Consider the following 21,319-nt stretch of genomic DNA (forward strand, 5'->3'; position numbering starts at 1 on the left):
GTGACACAATTGAAAAAAAGAGCAATAATATTAATATTAGATAGCTTAGGTGTTGGATATATGGATGATGTAAAAGAAACTAGACCTCAAGATATAGGTGCAAATACTTTTAAGCATATATTAGATAATGCTAAAAATATAGAAATACCTAATTTAGAAAAGCTAGGCATAAATAAGATAGTAAAGCATAATAGACTTAAGAAAACTAAAAATACAGCTAGTTATGGTAAATTAAATCTTAAACACTATGGAGCCGATAGTTATGCAGGACATCAAGAAATTATGGGAACTGATCCAAAAAAACCTTTAATGAAACCTTTTGTATACTATATAGACAAAGTAAAATCAGATTTAGAAGATGAAGGATATAAGGTTCAAATACCAAATAAAGAAAAACCATATATATTGGTAAATGAATTAGTAGTGGTTGCCGATAATATAGAAACAGATTATGGTCAGATATATAATATAAGTGCTCCACTTGATTATATATCCTTTGACGAAGTTATGGAAATTGGAAAGATTGTAAGAAGAAATGTAGAAGTGAATAGAGTTATAGCTCTAGGTGGTAGAGATGTAAAGCCAGAACAATTAATTGACAGTATAGAGCAAAGAGAAGATGGTTTAGTTGGAGTTAATTCTCCTAAATCGGGAGTTTATAAATCAGATTATCATGCAAGGCATATGGGATATGGTGTTGACCCTGAAAAACAAATTTCATCTATATTATCAAATTCAGGTAAAGAAGTTACTTTGATTGGTAAAATGCAAGATGTGATTGAATGTAGTGATTCAGCTAAAGTACCTGCAGTTGATACAGAACTAGTAATGGAAAAAATATTAGTTAGTCTTGATAATATGAATGAAGGATTAATATCAGCTACAGTTCAAGAAACAGATTTAAGGGGACATGCACAGGATGTAGAAGGATATGCTGAAAAGATAATGATTGTAGATAAATATTTAGAAAGCATATTAGAAAAAATGACTGATGAAGATATTTTATTTATAAGTGCAGATCATGGAAATGACCCTACAAGTGATAATAGTCAACATACTAGAGAAAAGACATTTTTATTGGTATATGGTAAAAATATAAAAAGTGTTAATATAGGTGAAAGAAAAACCCTCTCAGATATATCAGCTACAATAGCAGATCATTTTAAGGTAAATAAACCTGAGAATGGTGAAAGTTTTTATGATATGTTAGTTGAGTGAAAGTGATTAAAACTTTTTTCTGTCAATAATTTCTTAGGAAATTTAGAGTAGGATATAGTGATGGTCTTTTTATAAAATGACTTTATTTCTAAGTTTATTCCATAAAAAGCTTGCTATAAATTTTAACCTATGTTACAATATATATTATAACTTAAATTAAGAGTAAATAGTAACACGATATATATCTATACGTGCTATTAAACATAGTATCTATCTAGATTTTATTAGTGGATTATTAAAATGAGTTTAAGAAATAAAATTTAGGAGGTACACATTATGAATGGTACAGTAAAATGGTTTAACGCAGAAAAAGGATTTGGATTTATCACAGGAGAAGACGGAAAAGATATATTCGCTCACTTTTCTCAAATTCAAAAAGATGGTTTCAAAACTTTAGAAGAAGGTCAAGAAGTAGAATTTGACGTAGTTGAAGGACAAAAAGGTCTTCAAGCAGAAAATATCGTTACTAAATAATTGATATTTCAACCCTAGGATATAATATATTCTAGGGTTTTTTGATGTCTATAATTCTAATTTTGTGACTAAATGTAGAAATGAAGGGGTAAAAAGATCTCACATTATAATAATGGAATTATATGATAGTTTTTAATATTGTTTGACATGGTAGTTTTATTATCCCTATGGTATAATATCCACAGATTTATAATAACTATATTTAATGAATAATATGGTGATTACCTTAAATAATAGGATTATAGGTTGCCTTTATTAATCTAAATTTAGCATGTTAGGAGTAAAAAGTATTGATAAAAGTTATTATAGCGGATGATGAAAAAAGAATATTAAAACTCATAGAAAAATTAATCCAATGGGAAAAATTAGGTCTGCAAATTGTAGGAAAAGCTAATGATGGTATAGAAGCAATAGATCTTATAAAAGAAAAGAAACCAAATATAGTTATTACTGATATTCGTATGCCTGGTTATGATGGCTTAGAAATGATAGAAAGAGCAAGAAATATAGATGAAAATCTACAGTTTATTATTATAAGTGGATATGAACAATTTGAATATGCTAAAAAGGCAATAGAGTTTGGAGTAAAGGATTATTTATTGAAACCTATAAACAAGGAAAAGCTTATCAAAACATTAATTAATGTAAAAAAGCATATCAAAAAAAATATTGATATAGAAATTATAAAAAAAGATGTTAATTTAATAAGGGTATCTTTTTTAAATAATGTTCTTTTTAAAAATGAAGGACTAAATAATACTAATATATATAAAATTAATGAAAAATATCATTTTAGCTTTATAGAGAAGTATTTTAATGTTGTTTTATTTAAGATTGATTATAATACAAAACTATATAGTGATATAACTGTTATGAATACAAAAATAGTTAATATAATCAAAGAAAACTTAAAATTAGGTGTAAATGAATGTGAAATTATAACAAATAAAAACAATATATATTTAATATTAAATTATAAGTTAAAACAATTAGAAAATATTGAAATACTAATACAACAGGTGCATCAAAAAATAATTGAATATATTATTGGAATAAAGAATTTTCAAGTAACCATTGCATATGGGAGTCAAGTTGAGAAAATTAATGATTTAAATATTTCTTTCAATTCTTCTAATTCACTTATTGAAGATAGAATACTTTATGGTAAGAATAGGATATATAAGTATAATGAAGTATTACCTATAAAAAAAGAGGTAGAAGATATATTTTATATTTTTTTCAAAAGGTTTATAAAGTATGTGGAAATGTTAGATTATGCAAAGATTGAATATAGTTTTATGAAATTTAAACAAGATATAAGCAATATGCCTTTAAGAGGAATAAATTTAAAAGACTTTTTTCAGGAACTATTTAAAGCATATTATTTAGTTTTGAAAAATAATAAATTTAAAAATAATAATTTAAATAAAGAACATAAAGAGATTAAAAGCATTATTGATAATTCAGATTCAATAGACGGATTATTTAGTGATTCATTACAATATTTATTAGAAGATATAAATTCAATAACTAAAAAAAGCTTTCAAAATAATATGATAGAAATAATAAAAGCTAAAGAATTTATAGAAAAAAATTATATGGAAAATATAAAGTTAGAAGACGTAGGAAACTATATAGGGTTTAATCCAAGTTATTTTAGTAGTGTTTTTAAAAAAGAAACAGGCACTTCTTTTGTAGAATATCTTTCAATGGTAAGAGTAGAAAAAGCTAAAGAATTATTAAAGGAATCTGATCTTAAAATTCAAGATATATCTAGTATGATTGGATATAATGATTCTAAGTATTTTACCAAGACATTTATAAAATATAGTGGATTAAAACCAAATGAATATAGAAAACTATTCGTGTAGGTGTATGAAATGAAATTTAAAAAAGATAATTATTATTTATTAGATAGAATATGGATACTTTTTATTATTAATTTTGTAGCAAATATTATAGTTTTTATATATTTATTATTTAATATTGAAACTATAAATAATTATATTGCTTTAGCATTATGGTTTATTTTTATAATTGGAACAACTTATATCTCATATAAATGGGTGTATGAACCACATAAAAAAATAGCAAAAGTTTTAAAGTTATTTTATAAGGGAGATATATTTAAAGGTGTATTTAGTCTTAGAGTGCATATAAGTCATGAAACATATAAAACCTTTGCGAAGTTTAGAGAAATAATAGATACAAAAGAACTTATAGAAGGCTCCAAAAAACATGCTGAATATTTAGCACTTCAAAACCAAATTAATCCTCATTTTCTATATAATACCCTTGAAGCAATACGAAGTGAGGCTTTAATAGAAGAAGTAGATAGTATAGCAGATATGACAGAGTCTCTAGCAACATTTTTTAGATATACAATTTCAAACATATCTAAACTTGTTACTCTTAGTGATGAATTAGAAAATGTGAAAAATTATTATAAGATTCAAAAGTTTAGATTTGATGATAAAATAAATTTAAATATTAAATATGAGATAGATGATATAGGACAAGTATTAGGAGCTAAAATTCCTAAATTAACTTTACAACCTATTTGTGAAAATGCAATTTTTCATGGATTGGAAACAAAAGTTGGTAAAGGTGAAATAACTTTAAGAATTAGAGCTACTGAAAAAAGACTTATTATTTTAATATCAGATAATGGTATAGGAATTGATGAAAAAAAAGTTGATAAAATAAATAAAAAACTTAGAGGAGCATCCTTAGAATATATGAAGAAAGATAGCAATAATCAAGGTGGTATAGCCTTGATTAATGTAAATAATAGAATAAAGCTTATTTTTGGTGATGAATATGGTATTTATATGTATAGTAGATTAGGTGCTGGAACTGATGTTGAAATAACTATACCCTTTGTATTAGATTAATTTTAAATTTAAATAAAAGGTTGATATTATGAATGGAGAAATTTTAAGAATAGAAAATGTTAGTAGGAAGATTGATGGCATTACCTATTTAGATAATATAAATTTTAATATAAGAAAAGGAGAAATATTAGGATTATTGCCTCTTGATAATCATGGTAAAGAACAGCTTATTGAGTTAATTATTAAAAATTTAAATATTGATTATGGAAGAGTATATTTTGATGAAAAGCTTGTAAATTATTATGAATATAGTGATATGCAATATAATGAGGTTTATGTTATTGATAAAAATACAAAATTAATCTCTGAGTTAAAAGTTATTGATAATATTTATGTATTAAATAATACTCTAAATCAATTTATTATAAATGAAAATATATTAAGTAAAAAAGCAAAGGCTATTTTTGAATATTTTGATTTAGATATTAATCCAGATAAGTATATTTCTGATTTATCTCAATTCGAGAAAGTTGTTGTTGAGACTATAAAGGCTGTTATAAATGGTGCTAAATTAATAATTTTAAATGAATTATCTAATTTTCTAAGTATAAATGAGTTATATAATTTTCAGAAGTTAATTAAATATTACTCTAATAAAGACATTTCTTTTCTTTACATGGCAAATCATCATGAAGAAGCATTTAAGATATGTAATAGGGTTTGTCTTTTAGAAGATGGAAAAATAGTAAAAGTAATAGAAAAAAATGATTATTCTGATGAGATTATGTTACCTTATATAGTGGAGTTTGACAGTAATACAAATTCTAAAATATCAGATAATGAAAATATAATTATTGGATTTGAAGATTTTACTACTACTAATATTTATAAGCTCAATATAAGGATAAATAAAGGTGAATGTATAACCATACTTGATAAAGATAATAAAGGAATTCAAGATATAGTTGAATTTTTAAAGGGGAATTTGACACTTATTGATGGTAATATAATTTTTAATAGAAAAACAATTAAATCTATAAGAGATCTTAATTCTCTTATAGAAAATGAAATATTATTTATACCAGAAAATCCAATAGATAATTTTTTGTTTTTTAATATGTCTTATTTAGAAAATCTAATGTTTCTTTTAGAACAAAAGTTAAATAATAATCTTTCATTTAGAAAGAAAATAAAAAGACTTAAAGAAAATTATAAATTGTTAGAAGATGTAAATATAAATGAAAATGATATTTCTAATTTAAGTAAAAAATCTCTATATGATTTAATATATTTTAAAGTTTATGAATTTAAACCTAAATTAATTTTTCTAATGCAGCCTTTTTCTGGTGCAGACATGTATTTAAGAGCTAGAATAATTCAATTAATAAATAAACTAAAAAATGAAGGTATAACAATTATAATTCTTGCTGTAAGTATATCAGATACTTTAATTGTATCAGATAGGCTTATAACTATAAAAGATGATAGTGTTTTTTGAAAACGATATTAAAACCTAATGAATGTCCCCCTAAATCAAAAGAATATCTACCTTATTATATTTTTATTTATGTTACTATGTATTTAAATAATAATATAAAGATATTTTAATGACGAAAGTAGGGGTTCTTTTGAGTAATTATGCTGTTAAAATAGAAAACGTTTCCAAAAGTTTTCCAGGTGTTAAGGCACTTGATAATGTATCATTCAAACTGAAATCTGGGGAAGTTTTAGCTTTGCTTGGCGAAAATGGAGCAGGAAAATCTACTCTTATGAAAATATTGTCAGGAGTTTATACAAAAGATAGTGGTACTATAAATATATTTGGTGAAACTATTGAAGATATGAATCCAGTTAAAGCACAGGAATTAGGTATTGCAATTATACATCAAGAGTTAAATATGTGTGATCATTTAACTGTAGCTCAAAATATTTTTTTAGGTAGAGAGATATCTAAAAAGGGTGTTTTGTCTGAGAAAAAGATGAATATAGAAGCAAAAGAAATATTAAATAAATTAAACATAGCTATAGATCCAGAGACTTTAGTAGGAGACTTATCTGTATCAAAGCAACAGATGGTTGAAATCGCAAAGGCTCTATCAACTAATGCAAAAATACTTATTATGGACGAACCTACATCTGCTTTAACTTCTAAAGAAATAGATGATTTGTTTAAAATAATAAAAAAATTGAAATCTGAAGGTCATGGAATAGTATATATATCTCATAGATTAGAAGAATTAGAACATATAGTAGATAGGGTTACTGTATTAAGAGATGGACAATATATTACTTCTTTAGATTTTAAAGATACTACACTTAAAGAAATTATATCCTATATGGTTGGAAGAGAAATAAAAGAAAAATTTCCTAGAATCAAAAGTGATGTAGGGAAAAAAATATTTGAAGTTAAAAATTTAAGTGCTGGTAATTTAGTAAGAGATATTAATTTTTCAGTATTTAAAGGAGAAATAGTTGGAATAGCTGGTTTAATGGGTGCAGGAAGAACTGAGATGACTAGAGCAATATTTGGAGCAGATTCTAAAAGTTCAGGAAAAATTTTCATTGACGGTGTTGAAGTAAGGGTTAATAAACCTATAGATGCTATTAAGTCAGGGATAGTTCTTGCTCCAGAAGATAGAAAAAATGATGGCTTATGTACAAAGCTTAGTATAAGAGAAAATATTTCTCTTCCAAATCTTGATTTATTAGCTCATAAATTTGGTATAGTGAATAGCAAAAAGGAAGAAGAAATGATTCAAAAAGCAGTAGAAAATTTAGATATAAGACTTGCAAGTGCTGAAGTCAATGCAGATAGTCTATCTGGTGGAAATCAACAAAAAGTTGTAGTAGGCAAATGGCTCTCAAGAAACTCAAGAATTGTAATTTTTGATGAACCTACAAGAGGAATTGATGTAGGATCTAAAGTTGAAATTTATAATTTAATGAATGAATTAAAAAGCAAGGGGATTGGAGTACTTTTTGTTTCTTCTGAGATGCCAGAAGTATTAGGTATTAGTGATAGAATTTTAGTTATGGCTGAAGGTAAAATAACTAAAGAACTTGATATAAAAGATGCTACACAGAATATTATTTTAGAGTATGCTACTAAATTTGACAAAAAGATTAACAATGAACAGATTAACAAAGTGGAGGCGAATATGTAATGGGGACTAAGAGTAACACTAGTAAATTAAAAAAGATTTTTTCGCGAAGAGGTATGGGCCAAGTAATTACAGTTTCAATAGGACTTGTAGCATTAGTCATCGTATTTGGATTATTAAACCCAACTTTTTTCTCTAGTAGAAATATATCAAACTTATTAAGACAAATTGCACCAATTATACTTATAGGTGTAGGTCAATCATATGTGTTGATTACTGCAAATATAGATTTGTCAATAGGTTCAGTTGTAGGAATGAGTACTATGATTTCTGCTACATTGATGTCAAAAGGTATGGATCCTTTGACTGCTGTATTTATAACTTTTATTGCAGCTCTAGGAGTAGGATTATTGAATGGATTACTTATATCAAAGGCTAAGCTTCCATCATTTATAGCAACATTAGGTACTATGACTATAGCAAGGGGTATTGCACAAATTGTTAATAATAACTATAATACAGATTCTATTGGATCACATGCTGATGGATTTAGGGATTTATTTTATTATGGAGAAACATTTGGACTATATAATACAATTTGGATAGCATTAGGAATCTGGTTAGTGTTTAACTTTATTCTTAGTAGAACTAGAACAGGTAGACATATATATGCAGTAGGTAGCAATATGAGTGCTGCACACCTTTCAGGAGTTAATATATCTAGTACCATCACAAAAGCATATGTAGTAAGTTCTGTTTGTGCTGCAACAGTAGGTCTCATAACTACAGCTACAAGTGGTATGGGAACTATGGATGCAGGTACTTCATATGAATTATATGCAGTAGCAGCTTCTGTAATAGGAGGTATAAGTACATTAGGAGGACAAGGAATACTTTTAGGAACTGTAGTGGGAGCATCTATATGGGGAGTATTACAAAATGGGCTCCAATTTGCTGGTGCACCTGTAGCTATCAGGAATATAGTAATAGGTATTATTGTTATTGTATCTGTTCTTCTTGACATAGTTGTAAGGGCTAATAAAAATAAATCTAAGTCTAATCAAAAAGCAAAATCTTAAATTAAGTTATTAAAGGGAGACCTTTAAAAATAAAAAAATGGAGGGAATAAAATGAAAAAGAAAATATTAGCAATGATGTTAATTGCATTTCTTAGTATAACAGTAATAGTAGGGTGTTCTGATGATTCAGACAGTGGTAGTGGTGATTCTCACAAAGTATATCTAATAACTATGGATCAAATGGATCAACATTGGGTATCAGTAGATGAAGGAGCTAAAGAAGCAGCAGATGAATTAGGTAATGTAGATTATGAATGGTTAGCACCTGACGTAAAAGATGATGCAAAACAAATAGAAAGTATAAATAATGCAATTGCAGGTGGAGCTGAAGCAATATTATTAGCAGCTAATGGACCAGATGCTGTAACTCAAGCACTTAAGGAAGCAGAAAAAGAAGGTATAAAAATTGTTTATGTTGATTCACCAGCTGATTTTCCAGCAGTTCAAACTTTAGCAACAGATAATGAAGCAGCAGGAAAACTTGCAGGGGAAGAAATGAAAAAAGCATTAGAAGAAAAAGGTATTAATGCAGGTAAAATTGGTGTAGTAAGTGTTAATGCATCTACAGATTCTACTATACAAAGAGAAAAAGGTTTTAGAAGTGCATTTGAAGGAACAGATTTTGAAATATTAGAAACTCAATATGGAGATGGTGATGCAGCAAAATCAAAAGATATAGCTGCTAACTATATAACTCAAGATGTAGTAGGAATATTTGGTGGAAATGAAGGTTCTACTGTTGGAACTGGAAATGCTATAAAAGAAGCAGGTGGAGACGTTATAGGAGTAGGTTTTGATAAATCTGATACAATATTACAAATGATTGAAGAAGGACATATACTTGCTACTATGTCACAGAATCCTGATGTAATGGGTTATGAAGGAGTAAAGACAGCAGTAGATGCACTTGAAGGAAAAGAAATTAATAAAGAATATGTAGATACAGGTGTTTCTGTAATAAATAAAGAAGCTCTTAAAAATTAATAGAGTTTCAAAATAAATTAGAGAGGTTACAAAAGTAACCTCTTTAAACTATATATGAGGTGATATTATTGAAAAATAAAACAGAAAGAATATTAAATGAGTTAATTGAAAAATATCCAAAATTAGATTATTTAGAAGAAAGATTAAGAGAAATAATAGAAAAAACAGTAAAGTCAATAAGATCAAATGGAAAAATATTAGTATGTGGTAATGGTGGTAGTGCCTCTGATAGTGAACATATAGTAGGAGAATTATTGAAAAAATTCTATATTGATAGACCAATTGAAGATGATTTTAAAAATAATTTGAGAAAAAATTGTACTAAAGATGAATATGAATATATGAGTAGTAATATGGAAGGATCAATTCCAGCAATTTCTCTTGTTTCCCAGACAACATTTTTAACAGCATATGGTAATGATGTGAATTTTGATATGATTTATGCTCAACAAGTATATGCATATGGAAATGAAAATGATATATTAATAGCTTTATCAACATCTGGTAACTCTTCAAATGTTTATTATGCTGCAAAAGCAGCAAAATCAAAAGGAATGATAGTTATATCATTAACAGGAGAAGATGGTGGAAAATTAAAAAGTACTAGTGATATATTGTTAAATGTACCTTTAGATGAAACATATCAAGTTCAAGAGTACCATCTTCCTCTATATCATTTTATATGTAGGGCATTAGAATATGAAATTTTTGGAGGTTAATTTATGTTTGTAATAGGATATGATATAGGAGGTACAAAAACTGCTTTTATATTATCTCAAGTAAATGATTCTGGAATAAAAATTCTCCAAAGAGAAGAATTTAAAACAACAAGAGATTGGAAAAATGTTATAGGTCAATTAATAGAAAAATCAAAAATTGCTGTAAAAGATAATAATATATCTTTAGATGATTTAAAATTAGGAATTTCTTGTGGAGGACCTTTAGATAATAAAAAAGGACTTATATTATCACCACCTAATCTTCCAGGATGGGATAATGTTCCTGTAGTAGATTATATTCATGAAAAATTAGGTGTGAAACCCAAATTACAAAATGATGCAGATGCATGTGCTTTAGCTGAATGGAAATATGGTGCTGGTGTAGGTTATGAAAATTTAATTTTTCTTACATTTGGTACAGGATTGGGAGCAGGTCTTATATTAAACAACAAGCTATATACTGGAGCATCTAATATGGCAGGAGAAGTAGGACATATTAGATTAGAAGATGAAGGGCCTATTGGATATGGGAAGTCTGGTAGCTTTGAAGGGTTTTGTAGTGGTGGAGGAATAGCTCAATTAGCTCAATTCCAAGCTCAATCTTTAAGAAATAAAGGATTAAGAGCATCATTTGATAAAACAGAAATTAAAAATATAACAACAAAAGATGTAGCTATGTCTGCAGAATTAGGAAATAAAGATGCTTTAGATATATTTAAGACTTCTGGTAGATATTTTGGTAAAGGATTATCCATACTTATAGATATATTAAATCCTGAAATTATAGTTGTTGGAAGTATTTATAAACGTGCAGGTAAATTTTTAGAAGAAGAAATGTATAGGGAAATTGAAAAGGAAGCACTTAAATCCTCAAGTAAAGTAGTTAAAATAGTACCTGCAATGTTAGGTGAAGAAATAGGAGACTATGGTGCTATAGTAACAGCTTTAAGATAATTTAAATTAAGGGAGGCTTACTATGTTAGGATCAATTGAAGCAGGTGGTACTAAATTTGTATGTGCTGTAAGCGATGAGGAATTTAACTTGATTGATAAGATATCATTTTTAACTACAGATCCAAAATCAATACTAAAAGAAATATTTAATTTTTTTGATAAATACGAAGACATAAAATCTATTGGCATAGGATCTTTTGGTCCTATAAATATTAATAAAAACTCAGATAAATATGGATATATAACATCAACTCCTAAAACTAAATGGAAAAATTTTAATTTTCTTGGAGAAATGAAAAAACACTATAATATACCTATTAGTTGGACTACAGATGTTAATGCAGCATGTTTAGGAGAATACTATCTAGGAAGTGCAAAAGGAAGTAATAGTTGTATTTATCTAACCATAGGAACAGGCATTGGTGGAGGAGTTATAATAAATGGAGATTTTATGGAAGGATTTAGTCACCCAGAAATGGGACATATTTTAATTAAAAAGCATGTAAAAGATAAATATGAAGGATTTTGTCCTTACCATGGAGATTGTCTTGAAGGGCTTACAGCAGGACCTTCAATAGAAAAAAGATATGGTGTGAGTGGGAAAAAACTAGATAAAGATCATGAAGTATGGAAGTTTATTTCTTATTATTTAGCTCAAGCTCTAGTAAATTATACATTAATAATAAGACCAGAAAAGATAATATTAGGTGGAGGAGTAATGAATCAAGATCATATGTTAAGTTTAGTAAAAAAGGAATTTAAATCATTACTTTCAGATTATGTAGAAGTACCTAATATAGATGATTATATAGTAAAACCTTCATTAAAAGATAATGCAGGTATTATTGGAGGTTTAGTATTAGCTTCTAAAGAATGTGGATATTGTGGAAAAACATATTAAATTTTTTTAGAAAATGTGGATATTTATATTAATTAATTAATATAAAAGACGATTATTTATTTGAACAAATAAATAATCGTCTTTTTAATATGAAATTAAAATAAGATGTTGAAAAGCTTCGTAAAAATTATTTTTGATGAACTTATGTATATATCTATTAGAAGATCATATCAAAAATTATCTCGTGAAGAGTTCAATATATTAATAATAAAAAGGCAAGTTGAAAAATAATTTATAGTATATATTAAAATGAATAATTAATTTTTTTATAGTAAAAACTATAGCTGATAAATATCATAAAATTAAGGAGATAAAATATGGCTATAGAAGTTGCTAAAACTACATCACATTTATTAGAGGGAGTAAAGGTTGAATCTACTGCAAGAGAATTCAAAATGATTTTAGATGAACCTGAAGATGGTGGAGGTACAAATAGTGGTATGAATCCAGTAGAAGCACTACTTTGTGCACTGGGTTCATGTCAATCCATTATAACTAAAATGATGGCAAAAGATATGGGAATAGAAATTGAAGATATAAAAATTGAAATTGAAGGAAAACTTGACACTGAAGGTTTTCAAGGTAATACTAAAATAAGACCAGGATTATCTAATATCAAATCTAATTTTATTATTAAATCTAATGAACCAGAAGAAAAAATAAATGAAATGATGAAAAGAGTCAAGCAGTTTTGTCCAGTAGGGGATACTATTTCTAATGGTACAGATTTAGCAGTAAAATATAGTGTCAAAAAATAACTTAGATAATTATTAATATAACTTTTAAAAAATATCTATAAATTTTCTTAGAAAATTTATAGATATTTTTTTCTTAAATAGGACTAAAGTAAGTACTAGTCATATAATACTATAGTTAAAAGAATTATAGAAGTAGGTTTAAATTTACGATATAATGAAGTTGTATTATATAAAATATTTTATGTGTTTAATTATTTTTTATTAATATAGATAAATGGTATTTTAAGGGGAGTGATTACATATGAAAAAAATACTTGTAACAGGTGCTGATGGTTTTATAGGAAGTCACCTAACTGAGGAATTAGTAAAACAAGGAAATAAGGTTAAGGCTTTTACATATTATAATTCATTTAATACTTGGGGATGGTTAGATACATTACCTAAAGAAATAATGAAAGAAGTTGAAGTTTTTACAGGAGATGTACGTGATCCAAATGGAGTTCGAGAATCAATGAAAGGTATTGAAGAAGTATTTCATTTAGCAGCATTGATAGCTATACCTTTTAGTTATCATTCACCTGATGCTTATGTAGATACAAATATTAAAGGTACACTTAATGTGCTTCAAGCTGCTAGAGATTTAGATATATCTAGAGTTTTAGTAACATCAACATCAGAAGTATATGGAACTGCACAATACGTGCCTATTGACGAAAATCATCCATATCAAGGACAATCGCCGTATTCAGCAACTAAGATTGGAGCAGATAGATTAGCAGAATCATTTTATAGAAGTTTTAATATGCCTATAACAATAGTTAGACCTTTTAATACTTATGGACCTAGACAGTCAGCAAGAGCAGTTATTCCAACGATTATTACTCAACTACTTGATGGAAAAAAAGAGGTTAAATTAGGTGCATTAACTCCAACAAGAGATTTCAACTATGTAAAAGATACAGCAAATGGATTTATAGAAATATCAAAATCTGATAAAACAATTGGTGAAGAAATCAATATAGCAACTCAACAAGAAATATCTATTAGCCAATTAGCTGAAGAACTAATAAGACAAATAAATCCTAATGCGAAAATCATTTGTGATGAACAAAGACTTAGACCGGAAAAAAGTGAAGTTAATAGGTTATTAGGAGCTAATGATAAAATTAAGAATCTTACAAATTGGAAACCAAATTATACTTTTGAGCAAGGTCTTGCAGAAACTATTGAATTTTTTAAAAATAACTTAGATAAATATAAAACAGACATTTATAATATATAGTCAGGAGGACAAGCTATGAGCCAAAAATTTATTCCTTTATCTGTACCAAATTTAAAGGGAAGAGAGCTTGAATATGTAACTCATGCAGTAGAAACTGAATGGGTTTCAACAGGTGGCACATATGTTACTGAATTTGAACAAAAAACCGCAGAATATGTTAAGTCTAAAGGTGCTGTATCTTGTCAAAATGGAACTTCAGGTATTCACATTGCTCTAGAAGTATGTGGAATAACAGGAGAACATGAAGTAATTGTTCCTACACTTACATTTATTGCAGCTGTTAATCCTGTTAAATATGTAGGGGCAGAGCCTATATTTATGGATTGTGATGATTCACTTACTATAGATACAGATAAACTATTAGAATTCTGTGAAAAAAAATGTACCTTTATAGATGGAAAGTTAATTAATAATAAAACTAATAAACATATAAAAGCAATATTAATTGTGCATGTATTTGGAAATATGGCTGATATGGAGAAGATAATGGATATTGCAGATAAATTCAACCTTAAAGTAGTAGAAGATGCTACTGAAGCAATAGGTACTTATTATAGTAAAGGTAAATATAAAGGAAAATATGCTGGAACTATTGGAGATGTTGGAATTTATTCATTTAATGGAAATAAGATTATAACTACTGGTGGTGGGGGAATGATAGTTTCAGATGATGAAAATCTTCTTAAACAAGCAAAACATCTCACAACTCAAGCTAAAAGTGATACGTTGTATTACACTCATGATCAAATTGGATATAATTACAGAATGACTAATTTACAAGCAGCTCTTGGAATTGCACAATTAGAACAACTTGAACAGTTTATTGCAACTAAAAAAGAAAATTATAATTTATATAAGAAGTATATCAATAGTATTGATGGATTAACAATACTAGACTTTAGAGATGACATAAGGCCAAACTATTGGTTCTATGCACTTTATTGTGATGAAGATTATTCACTTAATAGGGATGAAATTATTAAATATTTATCGTCAAAGAATGTTCAATCAAGACCTATATGGGGATTAATAAGTGATCAAAAGCCTTATTTAGGTAGTCAGACTTATAAAATAGAAAAAGCAAAGAATTATTTAAAACATATTATAAATATACCTTGTAGTTCAAATTTAAGTAAGAAAGATGTACTTTATGTAATAAATTGTTTAAAGGATTCTAAAACATTATAGATTTTAGTTACAAGAGAGGTGTAAACATTGGAAGTAAAAAACTTTTTAATAGATCAAGAATGTACAATGTTAGAAGCTATGGAACTCTTAGATAAGGTAGCTAAAAAGGTGCTTTTTGTCATCAACAAAGGTAAGTTTGTTGCTGCTATAACAGATGGCGATATTAGAAGATGGATTCTCAAAAAAGGGAATCTGGATGCTACAGTAAAAGAAATAGCAAACTATAATCCTAAATATTTGATGCAAGAGGACAAGTCTTTAGCAAAAGAGTTTATGAAGAAAAATGCTATTGAGGCATTACCAATATTAAATGAACAAAAGGATATTATTTCAGTTATATTATGGAATGATGAGGAAATTCAACATAGAAAAACATTAAATATTCCTATAGTTATTATGGCTGGTGGTTTTGGAACTAGACTTTACCCGTATACAAAAATTCTTCCTAAACCACTTATTCCTATTGGTGAAATTCCAATAGTGGAACATATTATAAATAGGTTTAATAAGTATGGTAGCAATCAATTCTATTTAGTGGTGAATCATAAAAAAAATATGATAAAAGCTTATTTTAATGAAATTAATAAAAGTTATAAAGTTGACTATGCTGATGAAGAAAAACCTTTAGGGACTGGTGGAGGTTTGAGTTTACTTAAAGGCAAAATTAACTCTACATTCGTATTGTCAAATTGTGATATTTTAATAGAAGAGGATTATGAAAAAATTTATAATTATCATAAAAAAGAAAATAATTTAATAACTATGGTATGTTCACTTAAGAATATTAAGATACCATATGGGGTAATTGAAATAAGTAAAACTGGTGAAATAGAAGAAATGAAAGAAAAACCAGAAATATCATTTTTCACTAATACAGGAATGTATATTGTAGAGCCTAAAGTAATTGAGGATCTTGAAGATAATAAAGTTATAAGTTTTCCAGATATAATAGAAAAATATAAACAAAGTGGTTATAAAATCGGTATTTATCCTATTAGCGAAAAAAGTTGGCTAGATATGGGGCAATTAGATGAGATGGAAGAGATGAGAAGAAAGCTGGAACGAGAGGATGTGTAATTAAAATGAAATGGAATGGGTTGCCTCTTTTAATTTTTGGAAGTGGAGGAATTTCTAAAGAGACTTATAACATAATAAAACAAATTAATCTACATAATGGCCAGCAAGTTTATGATTTCTTAGGATTTGTTGAAGATGATATTTCTAAAGTTGGAAATGAAATAATTGATGGATATAATGTCATAACATGTGATAATGATATTGCAGAATATACACGTTACTTTCCAGTAATAGGTGTGGTAATCCCTATAGGTAATCCTAAAGTTAAGTCTATAATATATAATAAGATAAATAATATTAGAAATATAGTTTATCCTAATATAATTCATCCAAGTGTTAAATTTGATATCGATAATGTTAAACTTGGAATAGGAAATATATTAACTGCTGGTGTAAATTTAACTTGTGATATAAAAATTGGTAATTTTAATTTAATTAATTTAAATTGTACAGTTGGACACGATACAGAATTAAAAGATTATAATGTAATTAATCCCTTAGTTGCAATATCAGGGAATATAATTATTAAAAATGGTTGTTTAATTGGAACAGGGGCCAAGATACTACAAGAACTTACAGTTAATGATAATTCAATTATAGGATCTGGAGCTGTAGTTGTTAGAGACGTTGAAGAGAACAGTACAGTAGTAGGGGTTCCAGCAAAACTTATTAAGTAGAGGTGTTTGTAAATGAATAAAAAAGTTTTTATTATTGCTGAAGCAGGAGTAAATCATAATGGTGATATTAATATAGCAAAAAGATTAGTAGATGTAGCAAAAGATGCAGGAGTAGATGCTATAAAATTCCAGACTTTTATATCTGAAAAGGTTGTTTCTATAAATGCTCCAAAAGCTGAATATCAAAATAAAAATACTTCATCAAAAGAAACTCAACTTGATATGGTAAAAAAACTTGAATTATCATTTGATGAATTTATTGAACTTAACGAATATTGTAAGCAAAAAAATATTGAATTTCTTTCTACTGCATTTGATTTTGATAGCATAGACTTTTTAAGTGGGCTGAATATGAAAAGATGGAAAGTACCATCTGGAGATATTACAAACTTACCTTATTTAATTAAAATTGCTAAGTTAGAAAAACCTATCATTCTATCAACGGGTATGAGTACTATGGAGGATATTGAATCTGCAATTTTAATTTTAAAAGAAAATGGTTCACAAGAAATTACAATACTTCACTGTACAACAGAATACCCAACACCTTTTAGTGATGTTAACTTAAAAGCTATGAATACTATTAAGAATGAGTTTGAATTGCCTGTAGGTTATTCTGATCATACTAAAGGAATTGAAGTTCCAATAGCTGCAGTTTCATTAGGGGCTACTGTTATAGAAAAACATTTTACATTAGATAGAATGATGGAAGGTCCTGATCATAAGGCAAGTTTAGAACCAAATGAATTAAAAGCTATGGTAGATGGGATTAGAAATATTGAAGTTGCACTAGGTGATGGGGAAAAAAGAATTGCTGAATCAGAGAGAAAAAACATGTCAATTGCAAGAAAGAGTATCATAGCAAAAGTAAATATAGAAAAAGGTGAAGTATTAACAGAAAAAAATTTAACTGTTAAGAGACCTGGAAATGGTATTAGTCCAATGAATTGGTATCAAGTAATTGGGAAAAAGGCAGTAAAAGATTTTAAAGAAGATGAGTTGATAGAATTATGAAAAAAATTATTAGTATAGTTACAGCTACAAGAGCAGAATATGGATTACTAAAACCAATAATAGAAAAATTGAACTTAATTGAAGAATTTGATGTTCGAGTTGTTGCTACAGGTGCACATCTTTCATCTGAATTTGGATTAACATACAAAGAAATTGAACAGGATGGAATAGTAATTGATGAAAAAATTGAAATATTACTGAGTTCAGATACACCCTCTTCTATTTCAAAATCAATGGGAATTGCTATGATTAGTTTTGCAGATTACTTTGAAAAACTGAATCCAGATATGTTGATTGTTCTAGGAGATAGATATGAAACATTTGCTGTATCTACAGTAGCAATGAATCAAAGAATTCCAATTGCTCACTTATATGGGGGAGAAACTACAGAAGGAGCTATAGATGAATCTATTCGTCATGCTATCACAAAGTTAAGTTATTTACATTTTACAAGTACAGAAAAATATAGAAAACGTGTAATTCAATTAGGAGAAAACCCAGAACGTGTTTTTAGTATAGGTGCTATTGGTATTGAGAATGTACTAAACCAAAAGCTTATGAATAAGTCAGAAGTTGAAAAATCAATTGAGTTTATGTTAGAAAAACCCTATGCAATTGTTACATTTCACCCTGTAACTTTAGAAGGGGATAATTCTAAAGAACAAATAAAAGAACTTTTAAGTGCTTGTAGATTATATGAAGATATAAAATTTATTTTTACCAAGGCAAATGCTGATTCAAATGGACGTGTTATTAATAAAATGATTGATGATTTTGTATACAATAATGATAATGCTATTGCCTTTGCATCTTTAGGAATGATTAGATATCTTAGTGCTTTAAAATATTGTAGCATGGTAATTGGAAATTCTTCAAGTGGATTAGTTGAAGCACCTAGCTTTGGTGTACCTACAATAAATATTGGAGATAGACAAAAAGGGAGAATTCAATCAGATAGTGTAATTAATTGTAAACCATATAAAGATGATATTAAAAATGCCATAGATTTAGCATTGACTCAAGAGTTTAAAATTAAAGCAAAAAATACAATAAATCCATATGGAGATGGAAATACGTCATCAAAAATTGTAGAAATAATTAAGAATTTTGTTATTAATGATAAAATTAATTTGAAAAAGAAGTTTTATGATTGTGAGGTGGAATAAATGAAAAATCTTGCAATAATTCCAGCTAGAAGTGGTTCAAAAGGCCTTAAAGATAAGAATATTAAATTATTAAATGGAAAACCTCTTATAGCTTATACAATTGAAGCAGCAAAAAAATCAGGTTTATTTAATGAAATATTTGTATCAACAGATTCAGAAAAATATGCAAAAATTGCTCAGGTTTGGGGTGCAAACGTCCCTTTTTTACGAAGTGATGAACTATCAACGGATACAGCTTCATCATGGGATGTTGTAAGAGAGGCTATAAATAAGTATAAAGAAAATGTAAAAGAGTTTGATACAATAGCTTTATTGCAACCTACATCTCCATTGAGAACAGCAGATGATATAATCGCTGGATATAATAAAATGAAACAAAAATTTGCAAATAGTATTGTTTCTGTTTGTGAAACCGATCATTCTCCACTTTGGTCAAACACTTTGCCAGAAGATAATTCTATGGTTAGTTTCGTTAAACAAGATATTATTAATTCAATTAGACAAGACTTACCAACATATTATCGAATTAATGGTGCATTATATATTGTGAGAACAAACTATTTAATGAGTAATAATAATATTTATAAGGATAGTAGTTTTGCAACGATTATGTCAAGAGAAAATTCAATTGATATTGATACTAGAATGGATTTTATTATTGCAGATGCATTAATGAAGGATAGATTAAGGTGATATAAGTTGAAATCTAAAAAAGTAATGAATAAATTAAATAGTGAAATTAAGCGAGGGAGATATATATTAGGAGTTGCTGTAGGAGCTGGCATATCTGCAAGAAGTGCTTCAGAAGGTGGAGCAGATTTTTTATTATCATTGAATTCAGGTAAATTTCGTCAAATGGGGTTAGGCTCTCTAGGGGGATATTTGTCAAATGCTAATAGCAATCAATTTGTAATGGATTTTTCTTTAAAAGAAATTCTTCCTAGAGTAAAAAACATACCAGTTTTATTTGGATTAAATGCAACAGACCCTACAATAGATTTAAGATCTTATATTAATTTAATCAAAGATAAAGGGTTTGCAGGAATTAATAACTATCCGACAGTAGGTTTATTTGATGGAAAATTTTATAATCATTTAAAAGAAGATGGAATTTCTTATGATGAAGAAGTAGAAGCTATTAAAATAGCCCATGAAATGGGATTATTTACAGTAGCTTTTGTATTTAATGAATATCAAGCTGAAGAAATGGTTGATGCTGGCGCAGACGTTATTTGTGTACACCTTGGATTAACTAAAGGTGGGGATTTAGGAGCAAGTAAAGTATTGTCATTATCAAAATCTAAAGAACTTGTAAATAATATCTTTAATCTAGTTGAAAAGAAAACTACTTCTATATTAAAAATGGTCTATGGAGGACCTATTCAGAATAAATCGGATATTCAATTTATATATAATAATACTTCCTGTGATGGATATATTGGAGGTTCTACATTTGAAAGAATTCCTTCAGAAGAAGCTATTCATAAAACCACTATAGAATTCAAATATATGAGTTCTATTGAGGATCCTATTTTAGAACAATTAAATAGAAGTATTGATAGTCCTAAGGACTATGTAAAATTCATATTAAAGTATATAGAATTTCACTATTCTGAATCAATATCTCTTAAGGACTTATCAGAAATTTTGCATGTATCCAGTGAATATTTAAGTAGATTATTCAAAAAAGAAAAAAATATAAGTTTCAAAGAGTATTTAATCAGTTATCGATTAGACAAATTTATAGACATAATGATAAAATATCCTAATCTTTCTATGAGAGAAGGAGCGATTAAAGTAGGATATTTTAATTATGTTCATTTTAGTAAGTTATTTAAAAAAAGAAAAAATATTTCTCCTAAAAACTATTTTATATCATATAAACACAATTAATGATCATATTAAAACATGTATTTTTTAAAAGGAATAATTTATAATATAGATAGTTAGAAT

At 27.3% G+C, this 21,319-nt stretch carries 20 protein-coding genes; all 20 read left to right on the top strand.

The window, feature by feature from the left end:
• Positions 1-9 precede the first annotated feature (9 nt).
• The 20 genes from D3Z33_RS09845 to D3Z33_RS09940 all read left to right on the top strand — a co-directional run bounded on the left by D3Z33_RS09845 (position 10) and on the right by D3Z33_RS09940 (position 21,259).
• Complete coding sequence (locus D3Z33_RS09845; RefSeq protein WP_160197589.1) at positions 10-1,218, top strand: phosphopentomutase; 1,209 nt, start codon at positions 10-12, stop codon at positions 1,216-1,218.
• A gap of 276 nt (positions 1,219-1,494) precedes the next feature.
• Positions 1,495-1,692 (top strand): cold-shock protein, encoded by a 198-nt coding sequence (locus tag D3Z33_RS09850; protein WP_160197590.1) that lies wholly within the window; start codon positions 1,495-1,497, stop codon positions 1,690-1,692.
• Between the two features lie 290 nt (positions 1,693-1,982).
• Entirely contained in the window at positions 1,983-3,563 is a 1,581-nt protein-coding gene (locus D3Z33_RS09855; RefSeq protein ID WP_160197591.1) for a response regulator transcription factor, read from the top strand.
• Positions 3,564-3,572: 9 nt separating this feature from the next.
• On the top strand, positions 3,573-4,586 hold the full coding sequence (locus D3Z33_RS09860) for a sensor histidine kinase (protein ID WP_160197592.1): 1,014 nt from the start codon (positions 3,573-3,575) through the stop codon (positions 4,584-4,586).
• Positions 4,587-4,614: 28 nt separating this feature from the next.
• On the top strand, positions 4,615-6,024 hold the full coding sequence (locus D3Z33_RS09865; protein ID WP_160197593.1) for an ATP-binding cassette domain-containing protein: 1,410 nt from the start codon (positions 4,615-4,617) through the stop codon (positions 6,022-6,024).
• 130 nt (positions 6,025-6,154) lie between these two features.
• A complete protein-coding gene (locus D3Z33_RS09870; protein WP_160197594.1) occupies positions 6,155-7,690 on the top strand; it encodes a sugar ABC transporter ATP-binding protein in 1,536 nt (511 codons plus the stop codon).
• Between the two features lie 53 nt (positions 7,691-7,743).
• Positions 7,744-8,706 carry an ABC transporter permease gene (locus D3Z33_RS09875; protein ID WP_160197595.1) on the top strand — a complete coding sequence of 321 codons (963 nt, stop codon included), beginning with the start codon at positions 7,744-7,746 and terminating at the stop codon, positions 8,704-8,706.
• Between the two features lie 51 nt (positions 8,707-8,757).
• A complete protein-coding gene (locus D3Z33_RS09880; RefSeq protein WP_160197596.1) occupies positions 8,758-9,690 on the top strand; it encodes an ABC transporter substrate-binding protein in 933 nt (310 codons plus the stop codon).
• A 68-nt stretch (positions 9,691-9,758) separates the two neighbouring features.
• Entirely contained in the window at positions 9,759-10,409 is a 651-nt protein-coding gene (locus D3Z33_RS09885; RefSeq protein ID WP_160197597.1) for a D-sedoheptulose-7-phosphate isomerase, read from the top strand.
• Positions 10,410-10,412: 3 nt separating this feature from the next.
• Entirely contained in the window at positions 10,413-11,363 is a 951-nt protein-coding gene (locus D3Z33_RS09890; RefSeq protein WP_160197598.1) for an ROK family protein, read from the top strand.
• A gap of 22 nt (positions 11,364-11,385) precedes the next feature.
• Complete coding sequence (locus tag D3Z33_RS09895) at positions 11,386-12,264, top strand: ROK family protein (RefSeq protein WP_160197599.1); 879 nt, start codon at positions 11,386-11,388, stop codon at positions 12,262-12,264.
• Positions 12,265-12,581: 317 nt separating this feature from the next.
• Complete coding sequence (locus D3Z33_RS09900) at positions 12,582-13,022, top strand: OsmC family protein (RefSeq protein WP_160197600.1); 441 nt, start codon at positions 12,582-12,584, stop codon at positions 13,020-13,022.
• A 241-nt stretch (positions 13,023-13,263) separates the two neighbouring features.
• The gene (locus D3Z33_RS09905) at positions 13,264-14,244 is read left to right on the top strand and encodes an NAD-dependent 4,6-dehydratase LegB (protein ID WP_160197601.1); all 981 of its coding nucleotides are present in this window, start codon (positions 13,264-13,266) and stop codon (positions 14,242-14,244) included.
• 15 nt (positions 14,245-14,259) lie between these two features.
• A complete protein-coding gene (locus tag D3Z33_RS09910; RefSeq protein WP_160197602.1) occupies positions 14,260-15,432 on the top strand; it encodes a LegC family aminotransferase in 1,173 nt (390 codons plus the stop codon).
• Between the two features lie 27 nt (positions 15,433-15,459).
• On the top strand, positions 15,460-16,509 hold the full coding sequence (locus tag D3Z33_RS09915; RefSeq protein WP_160197603.1) for a sugar phosphate nucleotidyltransferase: 1,050 nt from the start codon (positions 15,460-15,462) through the stop codon (positions 16,507-16,509).
• Positions 16,510-16,514: 5 nt separating this feature from the next.
• Entirely contained in the window at positions 16,515-17,186 is a 672-nt protein-coding gene (locus tag D3Z33_RS09920) for an acetyltransferase (protein ID WP_160197604.1), read from the top strand.
• Positions 17,187-17,198: 12 nt separating this feature from the next.
• Positions 17,199-18,200: an N-acetylneuraminate synthase gene (gene neuB / locus D3Z33_RS09925; RefSeq protein WP_160197605.1), complete on the top strand. Its 1,002-nt coding sequence runs from the start codon at positions 17,199-17,201 to the stop codon at positions 18,198-18,200.
• Positions 18,197-19,366 carry a UDP-N-acetylglucosamine 2-epimerase gene (neuC, locus tag D3Z33_RS09930; RefSeq protein ID WP_160197606.1) on the top strand — a complete coding sequence of 390 codons (1,170 nt, stop codon included), beginning with the start codon at positions 18,197-18,199 and terminating at the stop codon, positions 19,364-19,366. Before neuB ends, neuC begins: the two co-directional genes overlap by 4 nt.
• Entirely contained in the window at positions 19,367-20,059 is a 693-nt protein-coding gene (locus D3Z33_RS09935; RefSeq protein WP_160197607.1) for a cytidylyltransferase domain-containing protein, read from the top strand.
• Between the two features lie 6 nt (positions 20,060-20,065).
• Entirely contained in the window at positions 20,066-21,259 is a 1,194-nt protein-coding gene (locus tag D3Z33_RS09940) for a phosphoenolpyruvate hydrolase family protein (protein ID WP_243153475.1), read from the top strand.
• Positions 21,260-21,319 lie beyond the last annotated feature (60 nt).

Source organism: Senegalia massiliensis, from assembly GCF_009911265.1.
In the GTDB taxonomy this organism is placed as follows: Bacteria; Bacillota; Clostridia; order Tissierellales; family SIT17; genus Anaeromonas; species Anaeromonas massiliensis_A.

What these genes read in the sequence shown, in the direction of transcription:
- D3Z33_RS09850 (WP_160197590.1), top strand. Translation starts at nt 1,495, where the DNA reads ATGAATGGTACAGTAAAATGGTTTAACGCAGAAAAAGGATTTGGATTT.
- D3Z33_RS09860 (WP_160197592.1), top strand. Translation starts at nt 3,573, where the DNA reads ATGAAATTTAAAAAAGATAATTATTATTTATTAGATAGAATATGGATA.
- D3Z33_RS09865 (WP_160197593.1), top strand. Translation starts at nt 4,615, where the DNA reads ATGAATGGAGAAATTTTAAGAATAGAAAATGTTAGTAGGAAGATTGAT.
- D3Z33_RS09875 (WP_160197595.1), top strand. Translation starts at nt 7,744, where the DNA reads ATGGGCCAAGTAATTACAGTTTCAATAGGACTTGTAGCATTAGTCATC.
- D3Z33_RS09880 (WP_160197596.1), top strand. Translation starts at nt 8,758, where the DNA reads ATGAAAAAGAAAATATTAGCAATGATGTTAATTGCATTTCTTAGTATA.
- D3Z33_RS09890 (WP_160197598.1), top strand. Translation starts at nt 10,413, where the DNA reads ATGTTTGTAATAGGATATGATATAGGAGGTACAAAAACTGCTTTTATA.
- D3Z33_RS09895 (WP_160197599.1), top strand. Translation starts at nt 11,386, where the DNA reads ATGTTAGGATCAATTGAAGCAGGTGGTACTAAATTTGTATGTGCTGTA.
- D3Z33_RS09900 (WP_160197600.1), top strand. Translation starts at nt 12,582, where the DNA reads ATGGCTATAGAAGTTGCTAAAACTACATCACATTTATTAGAGGGAGTA.
- D3Z33_RS09905 (WP_160197601.1), top strand. Translation starts at nt 13,264, where the DNA reads ATGAAAAAAATACTTGTAACAGGTGCTGATGGTTTTATAGGAAGTCAC.
- D3Z33_RS09910 (WP_160197602.1), top strand. Translation starts at nt 14,260, where the DNA reads ATGAGCCAAAAATTTATTCCTTTATCTGTACCAAATTTAAAGGGAAGA.
- D3Z33_RS09920 (WP_160197604.1), top strand. Translation starts at nt 16,515, where the DNA reads ATGAAATGGAATGGGTTGCCTCTTTTAATTTTTGGAAGTGGAGGAATT.
- neuB (WP_160197605.1), top strand. Translation starts at nt 17,199, where the DNA reads ATGAATAAAAAAGTTTTTATTATTGCTGAAGCAGGAGTAAATCATAAT.
- neuC (WP_160197606.1), top strand. Translation starts at nt 18,197, where the DNA reads ATGAAAAAAATTATTAGTATAGTTACAGCTACAAGAGCAGAATATGGA.
- D3Z33_RS09935 (WP_160197607.1), top strand. Translation starts at nt 19,367, where the DNA reads ATGAAAAATCTTGCAATAATTCCAGCTAGAAGTGGTTCAAAAGGCCTT.